The sequence below is a fragment of the Bacillus alkalicellulosilyticus genome (assembly GCF_002019795.1).
GTDB classification, from domain to species: domain Bacteria; phylum Bacillota; class Bacilli; order Bacillales; family Bacillaceae_F; genus Bacillus_AO; species Bacillus_AO alkalicellulosilyticum.
Genome location: NZ_KV917381.1, coordinates 3,455,211 through 3,476,264, shown reverse-complemented (window position 1 = coordinate 3,476,264; position 21,054 = coordinate 3,455,211). Strand labels below are relative to the sequence as shown.

22 protein-coding genes are annotated in these 21,054 nt (G+C 37.1%); 15 read left to right on the top strand and 7 right to left on the bottom strand.

Annotation, left to right across the window (positions count from 1 at the left end):
• Positions 1-19 precede the first annotated feature (19 nt).
• The gene (locus BK585_RS17495) at positions 20-529 is read right to left on the bottom strand and encodes a hypothetical protein (protein WP_078555226.1); all 510 of its coding nucleotides are present in this window, start codon (positions 527-529) and stop codon (positions 20-22) included.
• 189 nt (positions 530-718) lie between these two features.
• On the opposite strand from BK585_RS17495, the gene BK585_RS17490 reads away from it, so the two are divergent.
• Together BK585_RS17490 and BK585_RS17485 are read left to right on the top strand one after the other, a co-directional pair.
• The gene (locus BK585_RS17490; RefSeq protein ID WP_170885635.1) at positions 719-1,447 is read left to right on the top strand and encodes a YwiC-like family protein; all 729 of its coding nucleotides are present in this window, start codon (positions 719-721) and stop codon (positions 1,445-1,447) included.
• Between the two features lie 50 nt (positions 1,448-1,497).
• Positions 1,498-1,683 carry a YjzC family protein gene (locus tag BK585_RS17485; RefSeq protein WP_078555224.1) on the top strand — a complete coding sequence of 62 codons (186 nt, stop codon included), beginning with the start codon at positions 1,498-1,500 and terminating at the stop codon, positions 1,681-1,683.
• Between the two features lie 399 nt (positions 1,684-2,082).
• Here BK585_RS17485 and BK585_RS17480 read toward each other — a convergent pair whose 3' ends face one another.
• On the bottom strand, positions 2,083-2,445 hold the full coding sequence (locus tag BK585_RS17480; RefSeq protein WP_078555223.1) for a NisI/SpaI family lantibiotic immunity lipoprotein: 363 nt from the start codon (positions 2,443-2,445) through the stop codon (positions 2,083-2,085).
• A gap of 379 nt (positions 2,446-2,824) precedes the next feature.
• On the opposite strand from BK585_RS17480, the gene BK585_RS24160 reads away from it, so the two are divergent.
• The 4 genes from BK585_RS24160 to BK585_RS24155 all read left to right on the top strand — a co-directional run bounded on the left by BK585_RS24160 (position 2,825) and on the right by BK585_RS24155 (position 4,983).
• Positions 2,825-2,968, top strand: a complete 144-nt coding sequence (locus tag BK585_RS24160) for a hypothetical protein (protein ID WP_170885634.1) — start codon at positions 2,825-2,827, stop codon at positions 2,966-2,968.
• A gap of 100 nt (positions 2,969-3,068) precedes the next feature.
• On the top strand, positions 3,069-3,812 hold the full coding sequence (locus BK585_RS17475; RefSeq protein ID WP_078555222.1) for an alpha/beta hydrolase family protein: 744 nt from the start codon (positions 3,069-3,071) through the stop codon (positions 3,810-3,812).
• Positions 3,813-3,860: 48 nt separating this feature from the next.
• Positions 3,861-4,769, top strand: coding sequence for an NAD-dependent epimerase/dehydratase family protein (locus BK585_RS17470; RefSeq protein WP_078555221.1), 909 nt, complete (start codon positions 3,861-3,863; stop codon positions 4,767-4,769).
• Positions 4,770-4,821: 52 nt separating this feature from the next.
• Positions 4,822-4,983 carry a hypothetical protein gene (locus tag BK585_RS24155; protein ID WP_170885633.1) on the top strand — a complete coding sequence of 54 codons (162 nt, stop codon included), beginning with the start codon at positions 4,822-4,824 and terminating at the stop codon, positions 4,981-4,983.
• Between the two features lie 64 nt (positions 4,984-5,047).
• Here the strand turns inward: BK585_RS24155 and BK585_RS17465 are convergent, their stop codons facing one another.
• Complete coding sequence (locus BK585_RS17465; protein ID WP_078555220.1) at positions 5,048-6,643, bottom strand: peptide chain release factor 3; 1,596 nt, start codon at positions 6,641-6,643, stop codon at positions 5,048-5,050.
• A gap of 297 nt (positions 6,644-6,940) precedes the next feature.
• Here BK585_RS17465 and BK585_RS17460 point away from each other — a divergent pair, with 297 nt between their 5' ends.
• The 3 genes from BK585_RS17460 (at position 6,941) to BK585_RS17450 (ending at position 8,738) form a co-directional block, all read left to right on the top strand.
• Positions 6,941-7,927 (top strand): BMP family ABC transporter substrate-binding protein, encoded by a 987-nt coding sequence (locus BK585_RS17460; protein WP_078555219.1) that lies wholly within the window; start codon positions 6,941-6,943, stop codon positions 7,925-7,927.
• A 59-nt stretch (positions 7,928-7,986) separates the two neighbouring features.
• Positions 7,987-8,142, top strand: coding sequence for a ComZ family protein (locus tag BK585_RS17455; protein WP_078556884.1), 156 nt, complete (start codon positions 7,987-7,989; stop codon positions 8,140-8,142).
• Between the two features lie 257 nt (positions 8,143-8,399).
• On the top strand, positions 8,400-8,738 hold the full coding sequence (locus BK585_RS17450) for a hypothetical protein (RefSeq protein ID WP_139367587.1): 339 nt from the start codon (positions 8,400-8,402) through the stop codon (positions 8,736-8,738).
• Positions 8,739-8,893: 155 nt separating this feature from the next.
• On the opposite strand, the gene BK585_RS17445 is transcribed toward BK585_RS17450, so the two are convergent.
• The gene (locus BK585_RS17445) at positions 8,894-9,160 is read right to left on the bottom strand and encodes a hypothetical protein (RefSeq protein ID WP_078555218.1); all 267 of its coding nucleotides are present in this window, start codon (positions 9,158-9,160) and stop codon (positions 8,894-8,896) included.
• 183 nt (positions 9,161-9,343) lie between these two features.
• Here BK585_RS17445 and BK585_RS17440 point away from each other — a divergent pair, with 183 nt between their 5' ends.
• Positions 9,344-10,282: a beta-ketoacyl-ACP synthase III gene (locus tag BK585_RS17440; protein WP_078555217.1), complete on the top strand. Its 939-nt coding sequence runs from the start codon at positions 9,344-9,346 to the stop codon at positions 10,280-10,282.
• 48 nt (positions 10,283-10,330) lie between these two features.
• A complete protein-coding gene (gene fabF, locus BK585_RS17435; protein WP_078555216.1) occupies positions 10,331-11,566 on the top strand; it encodes a beta-ketoacyl-ACP synthase II in 1,236 nt (411 codons plus the stop codon).
• 324 nt (positions 11,567-11,890) lie between these two features.
• On the opposite strand, the gene BK585_RS17430 is transcribed toward fabF, so the two are convergent.
• From BK585_RS17430 to BK585_RS17420, 3 genes are all read right to left on the bottom strand, one after another.
• Entirely contained in the window at positions 11,891-12,847 is a 957-nt protein-coding gene (locus BK585_RS17430) for an LCP family protein (RefSeq protein WP_170885632.1), read from the bottom strand.
• Between the two features lie 239 nt (positions 12,848-13,086).
• On the bottom strand, positions 13,087-15,624 hold the full coding sequence (locus tag BK585_RS17425) for a CBS domain-containing protein (protein ID WP_078555215.1): 2,538 nt from the start codon (positions 15,622-15,624) through the stop codon (positions 13,087-13,089).
• 212 nt (positions 15,625-15,836) lie between these two features.
• Positions 15,837-16,424 (bottom strand): cell wall hydrolase, encoded by a 588-nt coding sequence (locus BK585_RS17420; RefSeq protein ID WP_078555214.1) that lies wholly within the window; start codon positions 16,422-16,424, stop codon positions 15,837-15,839.
• Between the two features lie 366 nt (positions 16,425-16,790).
• On the opposite strand from BK585_RS17420, the gene BK585_RS17415 reads away from it, so the two are divergent.
• The 4 genes from BK585_RS17415 (at position 16,791) to BK585_RS17400 (ending at position 21,001) form a co-directional block, all read left to right on the top strand.
• Positions 16,791-17,909 (top strand): D-alanyl-D-alanine carboxypeptidase family protein, encoded by a 1,119-nt coding sequence (locus tag BK585_RS17415; RefSeq protein WP_078555213.1) that lies wholly within the window; start codon positions 16,791-16,793, stop codon positions 17,907-17,909.
• A 52-nt stretch (positions 17,910-17,961) separates the two neighbouring features.
• On the top strand, positions 17,962-18,267 hold the full coding sequence (locus tag BK585_RS17410) for an antibiotic biosynthesis monooxygenase family protein (RefSeq protein WP_078555212.1): 306 nt from the start codon (positions 17,962-17,964) through the stop codon (positions 18,265-18,267).
• A complete protein-coding gene (locus BK585_RS17405; RefSeq protein ID WP_078555211.1) occupies positions 18,264-18,629 on the top strand; it encodes a hypothetical protein in 366 nt (121 codons plus the stop codon). Before BK585_RS17410 ends, BK585_RS17405 begins: the two co-directional genes overlap by 4 nt.
• 203 nt (positions 18,630-18,832) lie before the next feature.
• A complete protein-coding gene (locus tag BK585_RS17400; RefSeq protein ID WP_078555210.1) occupies positions 18,833-21,001 on the top strand; it encodes a type IA DNA topoisomerase in 2,169 nt (722 codons plus the stop codon).
• The last annotated feature ends 53 nt before the right edge of the window (positions 21,002-21,054 follow it).

Here is a 21,054-nt window from a genome sequence, read left to right as displayed (position 1 = left end):
CTTTTTTTTATGGAATTTTTCAAAAGAACTCGCCTGTAGCTCTAATTACCATCGAATTAGAGGAGAATGTTCGCTCACCAAACGTAGTAAGTAAGGTAGCTTTAGTGACCTGAAATTGGTCATTGTCAGCAACCTCATATTGTACCAATATACCTGAGGCTAACACCTTGTTTCCCTCAAAAATCTCAACTTTCTGTCCTTCCATTGAACGGTGCTTTGCATCTAATAAAAATGATTTCCATTGAGAAAAACGCGAAATGATTGATGCAGGCTCTCCACTTTTTAGATATCCTAGATGAGCATTTGTTTCATCAACCTCATTTACATCTGCTTTGTTTATAAGTTCTGAAATGTAAGAATGAACTTCATCTAAATCCAATAACTCTTGTGGGATTTGAAAGCTAATTTTTACTTTATGATTTTCAGCATTATGCTCAACAGAAATAGGAGTCACGTCTGGTTTGACAACCGTTTGAATGGCTTCTTTCATTTTCTTGTCATCGGTATAGTGAAGGGTTACAAATAACATCGTATCGACTCCTTTCTTCTTGTTTGTTTATAAAAGATTAGTTGTGACAGTGGCAGTTGTATAAGAATGATTGTAGCAGATACTTGTGTCTTAAGATGTGTGAAATATCACAGTGATTTCAATCACATACATCAACAAATACCCGTTTTACAATGGGAGTATATACAGGGAAAAGGAAGGGTGAACAACATGAACTGGTATATTCCAAAAGAGCATGGCGCTTGGGCGATGGTTATGATTCCATTGTTGTTAGGAACTTTCGCCAGCATCCCCAATTTATTTCATCTGTTATTCATCATAGCTGTGTTAAGTTTTTATTGTGGGTCTGGGCCCATTTTTGCATACATCAGAAGACCAAAAATTGGTCAAAGTATCATACCGGCATTAGCAATATATAGTGGAGTGGGAATTATATTTATTGGCCCTGTATTATTATATTTCCCACGAATCAGCTGGCTTTTAGCAATTATGGTTCCTTTATTTTTGCTCAACATATATTTTGCTAAACAAAAGAAAGAAAGATTATTTATAAATGATGCAATTGGAATAGGTGCTTTATCAGTCCTAGCGATGATAATGTTTTATCTAGGTACTGGAAGTGAACTGATTACAGTACACTCGTTTACGTTAGCGTTGCTTAATTTTTTCTTTTTTATCGCAAGTGTATTCCATATAAAAACATTTATTCGGGAACGGGGAAACCAAACATTTTTATATATAGCACGAGGGTACCACTTAGCGCTTGTAGTAATCCCGTTTTTTGCTGGACTATTTCCGATTGCACTCATATTTAGCGCAAGTGCACTAAAAAACTGGGTTATGCTGCCTTCAAAAGTTTTTAAGCCAATGGTTTTAGGAATTATTGAAATCGTAAACAGCATTATTTTTCTTGTTCTTGTTATCATCGTATTCTCATGATTCTTCTCGTTTTGGAAATAGTATAAACGAAAGAAAAAGGAGGGAATAAGATGGGACAAAGTCATCAATTCGAACCAGGTCAGAAAGCGCCTAACAATGGAATTTATGTTGAAATTGGAGAAACAGGTGACATGGTTCAAAATCCAAAGTCAGTTAAATTAGAAGCGGGGGACACCTTCCCCGAAACGAGCAATCATAATCGAAAGTGGACACCCCGATCAAAAAGACGACAATAACACCTAAGGGATAATTCATACGAAAAGAATATGCCCAAGGAGCATTGCTTCAATCGTTACCCGCCTGCTATGAGTATTCTCTCGTAGCAGGCTTTATGTAATTGCTTTACGTTATAAGAAGATTGAGCGAGTAGGTCGTTCATCGAGGTTATGAACGACTTAAGATGAGCGGGAGAAGGAGGAAAGGTCGTTCATTGTAGGGATGAAGGACGGAAGGAGGGCAAGAGTACTTAAAAAGGACGTTCATCGAGGTTATGAACGCCGGAAGAAGAGCAAGAGCATGGGAAAAGGTCGTTCATGGAGGGGATGAACGACGAAAGGAGGGCAAGAGTACTTAAAAAGGTCGTTCATCGAGGGAATGAACGACGAAAGGTGAGCGAGAGCAAGGGAAAAAGTCGTTTATCCATCTTTCCTTATCGCTTTAAGTACTTTCTCGTTAACTTCAATTCCAATAGCATCTTCTATATCTATTAAATTATATACCTTTCCAAAACTTACATGTAGATAGGGGTCATCACCCTCTGTATACGAAATTACGTTAACAACTTTAATTCTTCCTACTTTATTTCCAAGTTGATTTTCTAATACTTCCTCATCTGTTAGGATATATACATTTTCATCAAAGTGGATATTGGCAGGCACATGGTTGTTTAAGATTACTTCTTTAAGGTAAGCGTCAGGTTCAAAGCAACCAGTAATTAATAGAATTGATACTAGAACAATTAGTAAAGCAGACAATGAAATGCATTTTTTATTAATCATAATGTTCCTCTTTTTCCCAAAGTTTTCTGCTTTTACATTAATTATATATTTAGTACATATTTAGGTAAAGTTATGGAATTACTTAAACGTAGTGCTACATCCATAGATATTCCGGGCAGAGCTGCTGCAAGACCAAAACGAACACGCGCAAGAGGAGAAGTGTCCGAGCAGAGCGGTTGGAAGGCCAAAAGAAATACGCGCAAGAGGAAAAGAGTCCGAGCAGAGTAAGCTGAATGGCAGAAAGAAAACTGCATGGTAGAAGAAATGAACATCGACGCGCATTGACATGGTCGTCCCGCTAGAATCAGCTACTTTTTGGTTATGAACTAAAGTCGAAATACATAAAATAATAAGAAACATATGATAGTAGGAGGTTATTATGTACGATAATCAAACTGAACTAACAGCACTTAGACTCCAGCCTCTTAGTAATTTAACAGAATTAGGAAGAGAACGCCTTCACCAACTAATGGAGGAACAGGAAAGGTTCAAACAAATAGAAGGATTAACACCATCAGAGTAGAAACCTAAATTAATCAATACCCATTACATTTTTGAACAGCCTTGCATATGGTATAAAGGAGCTTTATAACGAATTTATGCGAGAATGTGAGGAGAATTAGATGAGTGTGAACGAGCGTTTTTTTAAAATCGGAGACCAATGGAACGTCGTTCATCTTCCTCAACAGCCGAATGGGTTTGGGATTTTGATAGTAGGAGATGTCAATCATTATGTGAACGAAAACAGTAGCTCGTGGCTCCAACATCCAGACCGTCAAATGCTAATAAAACAATTAACCGATAAAGGATACACGGTCTTTTCATCACATTTATTCGGAAACCATTGGGGAAGTGACCAGGCCTGTCATCTAGCAATACAGCTGTACCATATGGTGATGAAGCAAGAAATCCTTAATAAAAAAATTCATATTATTGGAGAAGGTATGGGGGCATTGGCCGTCCTGAAATTAATGAAGTTAATGGAAGCTAACATCCGGTCTGTTGCATTGATTAATCCATGCCTACATCTCTACCGTTATTTTAAGAAAGAACGGAAAAATAAATTATTTTATAAAAGGCTTCTATATGAGTTAGCTGAAGCATATGGTGTTGATAAAAAAGAAGTCGAGGATAAAGTACTCAAGCCCAATCATTTGTGGAATGTTGGTGACACGATACCGATTAAGATATTTCATGACACACGTGAGCGAGTTTATAGCTTTGAGGAGCATAGTCGGAGATTTGAACGTTATCGAAAACAATTAGGATATCCCATAGAAATGAGTTTATTTTTGCCAGGAAAGTCGTTCACCTACTTTACGAATCGATTAAATAATCATTTTAAGAAATATGAAAAAAAATTATAAACCTCTCTGGATGAGTAGCAGAGAGGTTTTATTAGTAGGAGGATAAAAATGAAAAGAGCTTTAGTAACCGGCGCTCTTGGATTTATAGGTTTTCATTTATGTGAAAGGTTGCTTAATAATGGAATTGAAGTCATTGGAATTGATGGATTGCTTCAACCAGAAAATAAGAAAATAGCGGAACATAAGCTTGATTTTTTTGGGAGAAACGCATCATTTATTTTGATGGAAAAGAAAATCTCTGAAATAGAAGATTTTCAGTTTTTAGAAGAGTGTGATGTTATTTATCACCTGGCAGCTGATTTAAATGTAGAAGATTCTTGGTCTCGTATACGAGACATGATTCAAAATAATGTGGAAGATTCGAGATTGCTAGCAAAACATTGCCCAGAACGAACCAAATTTATTTTTACATCCTCAGTGGAAGTATATGGTGTAAGAACGGGTACTATCACTGAAAGAACACCTACTAATCCAATTACTGCATATGGGATTACAAAACTAGCCTCTGAGTTGGCTATTAAAGATGAAGCGGTAAATAGAGACGTAATCTGTTTACGTATTCCTACCATTTATGGTCCTTGGCAACGACAAGATATGTGTTATCATCAAATGCTAGTTCAAAAAATAACATCAGAAACAATTGAAAGTAAACCTGATCGAAGTACCATCGACTTGTTGTATGTAGATGATGTGGTAGATGCATTGGTTAAGGCTGGAGAGTCATCTGAAAAAGCAGGTATTATTAACATCTCGAGTGGAACAAATCATCAATGGTATGAAGGTGTTGCACATATCAAGGGAGACGAAATGGAGCCACCACATGATAAGAGGTTACATGTTATGATCTCAAATGAAAAGGCGAGGGAAGTCTTGCAATTCACACCCAGTACAACGATAGAAAAAGGGATTTATCATCAAGAAGAGACTATAAAACGTCATATCGATTTGTATCTTTAATTGTTTAATATGACACATTCTTCTACAATGAAGAAGGATGGAGGTAGTCGATATGAATAAGATGCTTATTAGTACAATATTATTTGCTCTAGTTACGTTAGTAGTGTATGTCATTATCGATGCATTTTTTGCTTTTCAACAAGGAGTTACAGTTCTAGTTGCTATTGTAGCTGGAATTGTTGCAGAGGTATTGTATTTGAAGTACAAAAGATAAATGTAGAGAGGGCACTTGTAAAAGCTATGAACTTTTGCCAGTGCCCTCTATTTATGATGTATTCTTAAATTGGTTTCGTAAAAGAGTTCTCGTAAAAAGCTAAATCAGGGTATTTATCTTGTGCAGTACGAAGTTGGTAGTCATTTTCAAACAGTGCCACAATTCTGCCGTCACGGTCTGTCACAAGGTTACGTTGCATCTTTTTGAATTTATCCATGTCCTTTTCATTGCCGTGAATCCAGCGAGCGATTGAAAATGGGATGCGGTCAAGTACAACATCTACTTTATATTCATGTTTCAGACGATATTCTAATACTTCAAACTGAAGGACACCAACCACTCCAACGATTTGTTGTTCAATCACTTTATTGTACGTCTGAAATAATTGAATCGCCCCTTCTTCGGTTAACTGCTTTACCCCTTTTTCAAACGATTTATGTTTTAATGCTTCTTTCACCGTTATGGCAGCAAAATGCTCTGGTGAGAAATGGGGCATTTCAGCAAATTCAAAATCATCGCCTTCGACAAGTGTATCTCCAATTCGGAATGTACCTGGGTCGAAGAGACCTATGATATCTCCTGCATATGCCTCTTCTACGATGTTTCGGTTTTGTGCAAGAAATTGAGTTGGTTGAGATATCTTCATAGGCTTTCCTAACCTAACATGGTTAACTGACATCCCGCGCTTAAATGTACCAGATGTAATACGTAAGAAGGCAATTCGATCGCGGTGAGCAGGATTCATGTTGGCTTGAATTTTAAAGACAAATCCTGAAAAAGCTTCTGTTTCTATCGGTTTTATTGGACCTTTGCTGCTCTGTCTTTCCGTAGGATATGGAGCCATCTCTAAAAATGTTTCCAGAAAGGTTTGAACACCGAAATTGGATATGGCACTTCCAAAGAAGATTGGAGATAATGTCCCGTTTTCAATGCTTTCTTCACTGTATGCATCACCAGCAACATCAAGAAGCTCGATTTCCTCACGAAACTGAGAAACTAACCCAGCGTCTCCGATAATTTCATCAATGATAGGATCGTCAGGACCTGAAACATCTTTAATCTCAATCTCGCCTGGGTCTTTTGGATTAAACAATTCAATTTTTTTATGATGTCGGTCGTATATTCCAGCAAACGATTGCCCCATCCCAATTGGCCAATTCATAGGATACGAACGGATTCCAAGTAACTCTTCTAATTCTTCCATGAGTTCAAATGGGTCTCGTCCTTGCCGGTCTAACTTATTAATAAATGTAAAAATAGGAATGCCTCTCATACGACATACTTTGAATAGCTTTTTGGTTTGCGCTTCAACCCCTTTAGCAGCATCAATTAGCATTGTAGCTGAGTCAGCGGCTGTTAACGTACGATACGTATCTTCACTAAAATCTTGGTGGCCTGGTGTATCTAAAATGTTGACTTTGTAACCATCATATTCAAACTCTAAAGCAGAGCTGGTAACAGAGATTCCACGTTGCTTTTCAATTTCCATCCAGTCACTTAAGGCATGCTTCGAATTTTTACGTCCTTTAACTGTACCCGCTTCACGAATGGCACCACCGTAGTAAAGTAACTTTTCAGTTAAAGTTGTTTTACCGGCATCTGGATGTGATATAATCGCAAACGTACGTCGAGATTGAACTTCATCTATATATTTTTTCATATATTACTCCTTTTTCAATAATCACAGTATTTTTTATTATACCACTGTTGAATATGAGGTGCATCTCTTTCTCGATTCTAATTGTTATTGTTACGAATTTATTAAACTATTATTACATCTGTGAAAAAACAGGAATTTTCATATAAAAAGTCGAAAATAACTATAGTTGTTGCCAAATAAGACCAATATCAATGACGTTTTTCTTAGGTAATAACTACCAGTTACGCAAAATGAAGCAATAATTTAGGAAATGATTTATAATATATTTGATGGTGAATAAGTAAGGAGTGTCTACTCATGAGAAACAAACTGGTGTTTACCTTGATTATCATCATCTTGGTTATGACAGGATGTTCTAGTCCAAGCTCTTCTACTACACAGATTAAGCGGGTAGGATTATTAATAGAGGATACAAGAGATGACCAAGGGTGGAATAGCAAAGGATATCAAGGGTTACTACAAATTCAAAAGGAATTGAACGTCGAAGTTGTATTTTTAGAGGAAGTAAATGATTTACAACTTACAAAATTAGCGATAGAAGAATTTAAGAAAAAGGATGTTAATTTGATCTTTGGTCATGGTCGAATTTTTGCGGATTACTTCACAACACTAGGGAGTGATTATCCTGATATACATTTTGTGAGTTTTAATGGAGCAGTAGACGGTGATAATGTGACTAGCCTACACTTTGAGAGTCATGCTATGGGTTTTTTTGGAGGCATGGTGGCTGCTGAAATGACAAGCACAAATCAAGTTGGGGTCATTGCTGCATATGAGTGGCAGACCGAGGTGAAAGGCTTTATAGAAGGCGCTAAACATCAAAAGCCTACTATAGATGTCAATGTACAATACGTGAATAGTTGGTCGGATGTTGATAAAGCACTTGAAATTTACCACGATATGAGTGATAGCGGAGTAGAGGTTTTCTATCCGACAGGTGATGGATATCATGTGTCTGTGTTAGAGGAAGTAAAAAAGGATGGGAACTACGTAATTGGTTTTATTAATGACCAATCAGATCTTGCTGGTTCTACGGTGCTAACAAGTACAATTCAACATGTAGATTCACTATACCAACTTGTTGCAGAACGATTCAATCGAGGGGAACTTCAATCAGGAAACCTTTATTATGATTTTGCTGACGGTGTAATTAGTCTTGGTGAATATAGTCAACACGTACCAGAAGAAGTTCAAGAAAAAATAAATAAAGAAATTCAAAATTATATAGCTACAGGAAAACTGCCTAATGAAAATGTAGAGCTTGAACCAGTTCAAAAAAAATAGTAGTATAATCTCTGAACGTTACTCAAAAGGTGGAGATTAATTTGGATCAAGAGTTACATATGAAGTTTATGCAAATTGCAATGAAGCATATGCCAGAAGCAAAGGCACTGTTAGATGAAAAAGGAATCGAACTTTCGATGGCCGACCTTCAACCTTTACTAACCATGCTCCTTAATGTAATGAATGATGCTTATGAGTTAGGAAAACAAGAATAGAAAAGTAAAAGAAGGTGTGACAAAAGGTTTTTTTTAACCTTTTGTCACACCCTTTAAGCAATGAGCGAAACCGCCGCTATCTTTTAAAGCCCGTTGTGAGGGTTTCTCACAACGGGCTTTGTGGTGGGTTAAGCCATTGCAGATGTTTTAACTAGAAAAAGGGATGACGTATGCCTATATAAGTATGAGACAAGCTCCAATTTCTAGGTCAATACATAGGATAAGTAGTGAAATATCTTAAAAAAGGAGTTAAGGCTATGAACTATTATTCTCACTACCCAATGTATACACGTAACGACTATGACCAAAGACTATTTCCGGGAGCTGCTGGTGGAGCATTTCCCTTTTTAGCAGGAGGGTTAGCTGGGCTAGCGGCAGGCCCACTTCTATTCGGTGGTGGCTTAGGAGGCGGCGGTTTTGGAGGAGCGCCTGCACACCCAGGTTTTGGACCACGACCAGGTTTTGGAGGACCACGACCAGGTTTCGGAGGAGGATATCCACCATTTCCAGGACACGGATTTGGTCCAGGAGCGCCACAACAGCATCACCCAGGCTACGGTTGGGGTCAACCTGGATTTGGACCAGGAGCTTGGTAAGTTAAAAAAATCGCACCAGTAGTAAAGTGCTAGGTGTACATTATCACTAACATGCCGTCTGATGGGAGGGGACTGAAGCTTTTTTCAGGACCCTCACCATTAGCGTTTTTTATAAGTCTTTTTCCTTATAAAAGACTTTACATAGGGTGAAGATTCTAGCTTCCTTTTTGTTTTGTAAATGATTCTAGTTTTTTTAAGTAAGGAGATAGCTGTTCAGGAGTTGGTGCAAAAAGTTGAATAAGCATGACGGCTTTTTCCAGTTTTCCTATAAATGAGTTATCTTCTTCAGCAGGTGCATTTGGCTCGGATGTCATTTGTTTCAGTTCTGTGTTTGTTGGTTGTTGCCTTGATGGAGGTGGACCAAAAAGAAAGTGACTAAATGGATCTCTTGGTCTTTCATTTTGATTATTCACATTTGACATATTTCCATTTCCTCCTTTTTATGGACTATTTACTAATATTGTATGAAAAAAAAGAAGTAAAGTTTGGACGGACATCATATATTTCTAGCATGGACAATCTTAATTTATTATTATAAAATTAGTATCAGGTCTTAATAATTACCTGTAAATCGAAAATAGGTTTAAGGGTAAGGGGGAAGAAAAGTGACAAAAGCTGGAATACTTGGTATGGGTAGTAGTGTAGGAGATCAACTTGTGACGAATCTAGACTTTGAAAAAAGATTAGATACGACTGATGAATGGATTCGGACAAGAACGGGAATAGAAGAGAGAAGAATGGCTTCTGAAAATAGGAAGTCTTCGCATATGGCTTTAGAAGCAGCAAAGGATGCGTTAGAACAAGCGAATGTGTCAGCTGAAGAAATAGACTTAATTGTTGTTGCGACTGTTACACCTGATATGGCGTTTCCTTCTGTTTCGGCAATGATTCAGGATCAATTAGGTGCAAAAAATGCAGCAGCAATGGATATTAGTGCTGCATGTGCAGGTTTTATATATGGTATTGTAACGGCACAACAATTCATTGAGAATGGTGCCTATCAACATGTATTAGTGGTTGGCGTCGAAAAGCTCTCAGCAGTGACAGATATGGAAGACCGTAATACTGCTGTCTTATTCGGTGATGGTGCAGGTGCTGCTGTTCTTGGTCCTGTTTCAGAGGAAAAGGGAATATTAGCATTTGAACTTGGTTCTGATGGAAGCGGTGGAATGCATATTCACCTTCAAGATAAATTCATTTTTATGAATGGACGAGAAGTATTTAAATTTGCTGTTCGTCAAATGGGAGAATCTGCATTAGGCGTTATTGAGAAAGCAGGGTTAACTAAAGAAGACGTTGACTTCCTTGTGCCTCACCAAGCGAACATACGAATCATGGAATCGGCAAGAGAACGACTTGGATTACCACCTGAAAAGATGTCTACCACTGTGAAAAAGTATGGAAATACATCTTCAGCTTCGATTCCAATCGCCTTGGTAGAAGAGCTAAAAAATGGTAAAATCAAAGATGGAGATACCGTTGTTCTTGTTGGGTTTGGTGCTGGTCTTGTTTGGGGAGCTGTTGCTCTTCGATGGGGTCGTTAAACAATAGAAACATGACTATGTAGTATATTGATAGAGGAGTGATAGGTAATGAGCAAGACTCGCGTAGTTGTAACAGGTGTTGGTGCAGTTACACCAATAGGACTAGACGCAGAAACTTTTTGGAATAATGCCATTTCTGGAGTGTCAGGGATTGGACCATTGACAAGGGTTGATGCCTCAAAGTTTCCAATCAGTGTTTCTGCTGAAGTAAAGGACTTTGATCCTTCCGTATTTATGGATAAAAAAGAAGCCCGTAAGATGGACCGCTTTACTCAATTTGCGGTTGCCTCTTCGTTAATGGCGTTAAAGGATGCATCATTAGAAATTACAGAGGACATTGCTCCACGTGTAGGCGTTTGGATTGGTTCGGGTATCGGTGGAATGGAAACATATCAAGAACAATTTAGAGCATTTGAACAAAAAGGGTATCGTCGAGTAAGTCCTTTCTTTGTTCCGATGATGATTCCAGATATGGCGTCAGGACAAGTTTCAATTATTACAGGAGCAAAAGGAATTAATTCATGTTCGGTGACAGCTTGTGCTTCTGGTACAAACTCGATTGGTGATGCATTTAAAGTCATCCAACGAGGAGATGCCGATATTATGATTACTGGTGGGGCAGAGGCACCAATTACGGATATGGCAGTTGCTGGTTTCTGTTCGGCAAAAGCAGTCTCCACAAATGAAGATCCTCAAACGGCTTCTCGTCCATTTGATGCAAATCGAGATGGTTTTGTGATGGGGGAAGGAGCAGGTATCTTAATTCTTGAATCTTTAGAATCTGCGTTAGCCCGTGGAGCTAAAATATATGCTGAAATTGTGGGGTATGGAGCAACTGGTGATGCGTATCATGTAACAGCCCCAGCTCCAGAAGGAGAAGGCGGAGCTCGTGCGATGAAACAAGCTTTAAATGATGGAGGGATTCAGCCAGAAGAGGTTCAGTATATGAATGCTCATGGGACGAGTACACTGTATAATGATAAATTCGAAACGATGGCACTTAAGAAGGTATTTGGAGAGCATGCTTACAAGCTTGCCGTTAGCTCAACCAAATCAATGACGGGTCACCTTTTAGGTGCAGCCGGTGCTGTTGAAGCGATTCTTACGGTAAGAGCCATTAAGGATGGAATTATCCCTCCAACGATAAATTACGAAACACCGGACCCAGAATGTGATTTAGATTATGTTCCAAACGAAGCAAGAAAACAAGAGGTTAACGTAGCCATGAGTAATTCATTAGGCTTCGGGGGACACAACGCAACCCTTGTTTTTAAAAAGTACTAAAAAAAAACAACCAAAAGTCAGCATTGACTTTTGGTTGTTTTTTTTAATAAAATTATCAGTTTTGTCATAGGTGTTTTGTAAGCTAGTTCAGGAAGGGCACTGGCTTCGAACACTGCGCGTGTTTGACATGAAAGGCACTTGTAAAAACACTTTAAAAAAGCAGTGGCTTTGCTTGACCTTCGCTTTTTAGGGAATAATCGATGAAGGGCGATGGCTTCGCTCACTGCGCGTATATTAATAAGAAGTACACTTATTAATATACTTTTCCAGAGAGGGCAGTGGCTTCGCGCATCGCAATTAAGAAAAGACCGCTAGCGGTTTTTCTTATGATTTTATGGAGAAAAAATGGTGAAGTGCTTCTTTATTTTTTTCAAGGTCTAATTCAAGGACTTGTCCAACGCGAGGATAGCGCTTATCTACAAACCCATCTTCTACTGGAATGGTTAAAGTATCAATTTCGTTTACAGGATGAAAAACAAAGTCCAAGGTTAAACTGACCATCTTACTTGAAGGTAAGTTCGTGTCAACATGAGGTTCGATGGCACCAACCAATTGTGGGATTCTTGTCATTCCCTTAACAGATAAAAGTTTATCTTTTAGGATTGTAAGTACTTCTTGTTGCCGTTGAACTCTTCCAAAGTCATTTAAGTGGTCATTTCGAAAACGTACATATTTTAAAGAATCTTCTCCATGTAATGTTTGAATCCCAGATTGAAAATTGATTTCATCTCGATATTTCATTGGATGGTCGATGTTGACCGTAATTCCATCTGGTGCAATCGTATCAACAACGTTAACAAACCCCTCAAAGTTCACCATGGCATAATAATGAATATCAATATCGAAATTATCCTTAATGGTTTGTCGCAACAATTCTGGTCCGCCTAAAAAGAAGGAGGTGTTTATTTTGTTACTTTGGTAGCCTGGTATTTCCACAAAGCAATCTCGCATGATGGAAGCTATTTTTGCTGTGGAGTTTGTTGGGTCATATTGTCCAATCATAATTGTATCTGTTCTTGATTTCTCCCCATTTCTTTCATCAGTGCCTACGAATAAAATGTTTATGATTTCATCATTCAGTGGTTCATCTGCATTAAACTCAATTTCTTCTTTTTCGACATTTGTTCCAGGCGGTTTTCCTTGTAACGATTGACTAAGGCCGTATTGATATTGGTTAGCACTATACGTAACAAAACTAATTAAGAATACAGAAATGATTCCAATGAAAGACCACATTATTCTTTTCCGTCGTTTATTCTTTCTATAAATACGAGACCCCATTGTTTTCCTCCCATTTATTAGAGTAAGAAACAGATGTTGTAGTAAAAAATGTAGAATGTAGGTATTATCTCCGGACATGATTTCAATAGGTGAAAATCTGTTTGTTTTAGTATTTGTAAGGAATGTGATGTTATGAAATGAAAAATTAAGCAATAAATCATAAAAAAAGAAAAGGTCGGGAAATAGGTTGTTTACCTTTTATCCTGACCTCTAAGCAATTAGTGTAAATTGGCACTACTTCATTTGTTTTCAAGCTCTTTTTTTAACCAGTACAATGCTTGCTCTTTTGTTGTAAACACATTATTCATAAAAGCTATCTCTGATGTAAGTATAGCTTTTTTATAAATTGGTCCAGGTTTTATGTTTAGATTCTGTAGCTCATCACCCCGAAATCCAATGTCAACAAGCTTTTGTCTTTTTTCGAGATATTCAAGTAACAAGATCTTTTGAGGTTCCATACAAATGGACAAGAATCGAATCGTCTCCAATGAAATATGTGAAAATTGACGGTGCAACTCGCCTAATAACAAGTCATTTTTTGTTCGGATAGTAAAAAGTTCCTTAATTTCATTTGCAATTTTTCTTTGCCTTTTTGTTTCAATATAGGGTTCTATTTTTTCCTCCCAGCACGCTCTGTGGAGAAACGAGAAAAGCAAATAATAAAACCAATCAGATTGAGCACTAAACGAATGAGTGAGTTGTTTTACCATTGTTAATTCATGCTCAGTAAGAGATTTACCAGTCAAGCCCATCCAAAAGCCAACGGAGTTTAGCCTACTCATGGCTTGATAAGGCAGTCCTTCTTGAAACAACTTCTTGAACTCAACAAGAAGTCTTGAAGGAGACACATCCTTAATCGTATAAATCGATGATTTTGCAAAATCTTCGGTTTCTGGGTCCATATTGAAGCCTAATCGCAACTCAAAGCGAATCGCTCGAATTAAACGTGTTGGGTCGTCAATAAAACTTAGATTATGTAATATCCGAACACACCCTTTTTTTAGGTCTTCCATTCCATTAAAAAAATCAATTAATTTCCCGAATTTTACATCGTTCAAAACAATGGCCATGGCATTAATGGTGAAATCTCTTCGCACTAAATCATGACGAAGATTAGAGTGTTCCACTGTTGGTAACGCAGCTGGTTTTTCATAATATTCTGTTCTAGAACTAACAATATCAATGTGAAAGGAATCAAGATACCAAGTCGCTGTCCCAAAAGTATGATGTTCTTTAGTTTCGCCACCGTAGCGTTCAACCAACTGTTTTGAAAATAAAATGGCATCACCTTCAACAACTAAATCAATATCATCATTTGGCCGTTGCAACAGCAAGTCTCTGACAATACCACCAATCATATAAATATTGAGTTCGTATTCATCGGCAAGCCTTCCTATTTTTTGTAATAACAAAAAAACACTAGGCGTAAAATAACTCTTCATTTCTTCAGTAAATGATGCCTTTTCATCATTAATTGCGTCATTCCGTAATCGCTTACGTAACGAATCATTATGAAGCACCTCAATGATGTCCGTACGGGATACAATCCCAATGATTTGGTTCCCATCCATGACAGGAAGACGACCAATGTTGTATTTTATTAATGTCTGTTGAATTTCTTCTAAAGTAGTTTGAGGAAGAATCGTGTATACTTTTTTACTCATATAGGCTTTCACTGGTGCATGACCTAAACCATGATGAGTTCCTTTATCAACATCTCTTCTTGAAATCATTCCAATTAGTTCGCCATCTGCTTTAACCGGCAGACCCGTGTGTCCAAAGCGAAACATGATTTCAGCTGCGTCGTCTAAAGATGTGTCTGGAGGTATGCTTCTAACAGGCGTAGACATAATCGCTTTGGCCGTAATTGCAGGTAGAATGATGCAACCTAATTGCTCACTAACGGTGTGACGTATTTTTTCAAGCTCACCCTTTTTTAGAGTAACTGAAGCTGCATGTTTGTGACCGCCGCCCCCAAGTTCCGTAAAAAGGGGAAGGAGATTTATACGATCGGAAGTGGCCCGACCGACAATATACAACCTTTTTTCCATTTGGACCACTGTAATCACGGCATCAGCCCCAGTAGCATCAAGCAATTTACGTGTTACGGTTGCTAATCCGCCTTCAAATAAGTCCTGTTGATGACTACTGACAACGATGTTTACCCCATTTATGGAATATTCCTGTTCATTTTGAAGTAATGTATGTAATAAAGGAGACCGCTCAAAAAAGATTTGTTGAGAGAATCGGTTAATTAGCTCTAAGTTCATCCCTTTTTCCAACAAAAAACTAGCAACTTCTAAATCACGTTTTGTTGTCGTTTTATATGTAAAAGAACCTGTGTCAGTATACAACCCTAGACCGTATATTGTTGACTCAAATGGTGTTACGGGTATATTTTTTTGCTGGATTTCTTCTAATAAAAGAGTAATCGTTGCTCCAATTTGTTCGATTTGATGATATTCATCTCCGATATATTCAGCTTGCAGAGGATGATGGTCATATATTTTTAAATTTACTTGAGTTTTGTTTAAAGGACAGCCCGTACGTGAAAGAGATTGAACATCGACTAAAATAATATCAGTCACACTATCCCAATCAACTTGATGTATAGTTATAAATTCGAATGTATCTCGATAAATAGCGAGAAATTGTTTAACCGTAATATATTGCTTGTCTGAGATAACTATTGTGGCATGAGGATATAACTTCCTAGCAGCTAACATAGAAGCTAACGCATCGAAGTCTGTATTGACATGTGATAAGATGATTTTCAACAATGTCACGTCCTTTGTGGCTAAAAATAAATGGTAAGGTTACGACTAAACATATTTTTGTATTTGATTACCACTGTAACCATTATCATACCGTATTCCCATAAGAATTTCAGCTTTGAATGAGTATGTTAACCCTAATGTATAAGAATAATAAAAAAAAACAGTGTCAGAAAGGATAAGTTGAATCCCTTTGACACTGATGGTTAGATAAATTATTTAGCAAATACGTGATTACCAATTCGAACTGTTACTGTTCTTGTCGTAATCCATTGATTTGTTGCTGTACGTGGATTATAGAAATATAAAGAACCACTTCCCTGTCCACGAAAAGCTAACGCTTCATTAACAGCTCGAATCGAGTCACGGTCAGCAGGACGATTAATCGCTCCATTAGCAACTGGAGAAAAGGCATAATGTCCTGTTGGTGTTACTTCATTAATAACTGAGCGAACAGTGTTTGGAAATTGTCTATTATCAACACGGTTTAATACTACAGTAGCAACAGCGACTTTTCCTGCGTAAGGTTCTCCTTCAGCTTCTGCTCTAACTAGTCTTGCTAATAAGTCACGTTCACTTGCTGATAGACTTGCAGGAATCGTTAACCTTTCACCAATAAAAATCATATCATTTGTGCGATTGTTTCTTTGTTTAATAGTTTGAACAGGTACTCCATATTGATTAGCTATTTTCCATAGAGTGTCGCCACTTCTTACGTTATGAACAGTATTGGCGTCAGCAACAGTAGTAGAAAAGAATGATATAGTGAAAACGGCAAATGTAAGCCATAATAGTTTTTTCATGTTGTATTACCTCCTTGGTGTTTTGAAGCTACAACCAAGGTTAACAAATGCTAGATTAAAAGTCGTTAGGGAAGAATTCCCAAACTATAAATCTATCTCTGCAAGATTACGAGAGAGAAGGGTTGATAGAGTTTTATTACATTTTTGTAACGTTATATAAATGTTTTGACAACTTAAGAGTCTTTTTTATAGAAACACTTACTCCCTAGCGGATTAGTAAGGAATTATATAAATTAGGGTTATTGACTTATTGTTTTTTTGGTAATATAGATAAATTGTAATATAAATGTCATGATCTAATAACGACAAATAGAGATAAATTTACTATACTTATACTATTGAAACAATGTGTTGGGGAGGGGAAACATGAAAGGCTTTTCTAAAATTGCTTTTCTTCTGTTTTTGTCATTAAGTATTCCTTTGTCAGTTGAAGCAAATGACAAAGTCGAGATACAAAGTGAAACGGCCATTATAATGGATAGTAAATCCGGGAAGGTATTATATGAAAAAAAAGCACACCAACAAATGTATCCAGCAAGTATTACAAAAATAATTACTGGGATTGTAGCACTTGAACAAGGAAATATATCAGATATAGTAACAGTTAGTTCAGAAGCTACGAGAGTCATTGGGACGAGAGTGTATTTATTAGAAGGGGAAGATGTCACACTTGAAAAGCTTGTCCAAGGAATGATGATCAACTCAGGGAATGATGCAGGCACAGCCATAGCAGAGCATTTTGATGGCAGTGAAGAGAAGTTTTCAAACCGAATGAACGATTTTATAACAGAAGTCGTTGGTGTGAAAAATAGTAATTTTACAAATCCACACGGCTTATTTGGGGAAGAACATTATACTACAGCGTACGATATGGCGAAAATTACTCAATATGCTATGAAAAATGAAGCGTTTCGTGAGATTGTAGGAACAAAGTTTCTGGAGTGGAATGGTGAAGGTTGGGAAACTACATTAATCAATCATCACCGCTTACTAGGAAATTATGAAGGCGTCACTGGCGTGAAGAATGGTTATGTAAGTATGTCAGGACATACTTTAGTTACTTCTGCTGAACGTGGAGATACCGAGTTAATAGTAGTTACACTAAACGCTCCTTCAGCTAAAATTGCTAGTCGAGACACGATGACGTTATTGGACTATGGTTTTGAACATTTTGAAACGAAAACCGTGGACTCTGGTAATTATTATGATTCATTCGGAAACGAATATAAGCTAGCAGAAGATTTATTTGTTACAACACATAAGGGTGAAACGATAGAAGTGAATGTAAGTGTATACGGATATATAACTGTACTTGGCGAAAACAATCGGTTGCTATCAATTAAAGCACTACAAAGAAAAGTTCCAGAAAAACCACAGGTCATGCTGGAACCAAAGCAAGAAACCAAAAGTAAGGAAGCAACTAATTTTTTTGAGCACTCAATTCTTACATGGTTAGGTGGAAAATTGGGAGTAATGGAAAAGTAACCTATAACCATGTATAATGGGTTGTACAAGTAAAATAATTGGAGGGATCTGCATGTTTATTGTCCATTCCACTTTTCTTGTACCTGATGAAAAAGCCAATGAAGTCATTTCTATTTACCAGTCACGGTCCAAGCTAGTTGACAAGGCAAGAGGATTTCGCCAATTTCGACTTCTACAAAATGAAAAGAAATTAGGAGAACTAACGGTACAAATTGAATGGGAAACGAAAGAAGATTATTTAGCATGGGTTCAAAGTGAAGATTTCAAAAAAATACATGAACTAGAAAAGAAGTATCCAGACCAAGAATTAGCTTCGATTATCCCAAAAGTAAGACAATATAGCGTGGTGGCACTATGATTACTTTCCCGTATCACCAATACCATCCTATGATTTCTGAAGTCGTAGATGGAATGTATTCAGCGTACCCAGAATTAGCCAGGTTCGGTGATAATGGAAGAAAGAAATGTAGAGAAGATAATGAACATCACTTTCACCATTTGGAAACAGCCTATCAATTAGATAATGAAAAAGTGTTCGTAGATTATGCGATCTGGTTAAATGGCATCCTTGTCAGGCATGGTATGAAAACAGAACATTTAATTGATAACTTTAATAGAATTGTGACAGCTACAACAAACCAGCTTCCTATCGAGAAAGAGCATAAATTTCATTCGTATTTACATGCAGCGATTATTCATCTACAGAATGCGTCAAAGTGAGACGAAAAGAGTAAGGCTTTCTAACTAGCGCTTACTCTTTTTTTGCTTTCATAAAATGCTTGCCATTTTATGAAATGCGATGAACGAAGCCACTGCCTTCTTTTAAAAAAGTGCTTTACGAAGTGTACTTCTTAGTAAAGTACGTGCAGTGCGCTGAGTCATCGCAATTACTTAATCATCCTAAAATGGCAAGCCATTTTAGGATGAAAGGAGAGAGTACATTGAAGCTTATTATTACGGAGAAACCTTCAGTGGCTAAAAATATAGCCGATGCAGTAAAAATAAAGGGAAAGAAAGATGGGTATTACGAAGGGAACGGCTATATAATTACATGGGCCTTTGGACATTTACTTGAGCTGTATGATGCGAAAGATTACGATGCGAAAATGGCAAAATGGAACATGGAGCACTTCCCTTTTATTCCATCTGGATTTAAATATAAGGTGAAAAGTAGTCCTCGGACAAAAGGTAAAGAAGATTATGGCGCAAAAAAACAGTTGAAGACGATTTACAGTTTAATGAAGCGTGCAGATGTAGATAGCATCATATCAGCATGTGATTATGACCGAGAAGGACAAATTATTGGGGATACAATTATCTATCATCAAAAGACCGACAAAAAGATCTATCGGTTACTCTTAAATGAATGGACAGCAGAAGAGGTAGTAAAAGGACTCACTAACGTAAAACTAAATGAAGAGATGAAGCCCCTACAAGATGCAGGAATTAGTCGGCAATGGGCGGATTGGGTGATTGGCATTAATCTAACATCAGTAGCCACATTAAAATATCAAAAAGGGAAAGGGAAGGTACTAAATATAGGAAGAGTACTTCTTCCGACTTTAAAAATTATTTATGACAGGGATAAAGAGATCAAAACGTTTAAACCGGAGAATTATTTTAAATTAACAGCTACATTTAAGACAAAAGACGCCAAGCAATATGAAGGTACATATGTCGAAAATGAAGTTGATAAGTTTAAAGAAAAAGATAGTTTGCTAAAGATAGCTGAACAGATAAAAGATGAAACAGCGACGATAACGGACAAGCAGGTGGACCGAAAAAAAGAATTTCCACCTTATCTATTTAATCTATCAAACTTACAAGGGTATATAACAAGTAAGTTTAAAGGATGGACATCAGATAAAGTATTAAAAGTCGCTCAATCGCTTTATGAGAAAAAATTAATTACGTATCCGAGGACTGCAAGTGTTGTTTTAGAAGAAAGCTTGGTTGGCAAAGCAGCAAAAGTACTTGAGGTAGTAAAAAAAGGACTACCATATGAAGATGAAGTTCAATTCAAAAAAAGCAAACGTGTTTTTGATAATACTAAAGTAGAGAGTCATAGTGCGATTATCCCTACTTATGTTAAGCCTAAAACAATAACAAAGGATGAGGAAATCGTCTATCGCTCCATTAAAAATCGCTTTATTATGCAATTTATGCCCATTGCTGAATATGAAGAAACGAAGATAGTCACCAAAGTAAATCATCGTGAGATACAAGGAGTCTTTCTGACAAAAGGAAGAGTTCAATTGAGTGAAGGCTGGAAGAAAGTCGAGAACATTGAATCAAGAGAAACGATGCTACCTTTTGTTCAAGAAAAGGATAGCGTTGATGTTATCGACCAGAAGCTAAGTGATCATGTTACGAAGCCACCTAAACCTCATACTGAAAAAACATTGCTACGTGTTATGGAAACGTGCGGAAAAGGTGTTGACGAAGAAAACAGTGAAGAAATGCTAGCGGCTATCCTAAGCGGGTATAGTATTGGAACTCCTGCTACAAGAGCAGATACCATTAAAAAGCTTAAAGATGTTGGTTATATTACAACAATAAGCAAAAACTTGGTTTGTACCGATGTAGGAAGAAAACTCGTTGAAACGTTTCCTGTCCAACAATTATTTGATTTGGAATTCACGGGGAAATTAGAAAAAACATTATCAGATATTGAAAAACAAAAAGTTACGAAAGAAAAATTTTTAGATGTGATCTTTACATTCACTACAAACGGTGTCAATGCTATAAAAGCAGATAGTGATGTCATTATCCAAGAAGTAAAAACGGAACGGAAATCAAATGAAGTTCTAGGAAGTTGTCCTTTATGTGGACAGCCAGTAATTGAAGGTCAAAAAGGATTTGGTTGCAGCGGATGGAAAAAAGGTTGTAAGTTTGTCATTTGGAAAAATGATAAGTTTCTAGCAACGATGAGGAAAAAGCCAACTAAAACGATGGTCAAAGCGTTATTAAAAGATAAAGTAGTAGTAGTAAAGGGATTAACAAGTAAAAACGGAAATAAGTTTGATGCAAAGCTGCGTTACGAGAAAAATGAAAAGAATGAATACTTCAGCTGGAAGATGGATTTCACTTAAAAAGGGTAATGATTGGAATACAGCTCTCATTAAAAGTTGCTTTGCTTAACTAG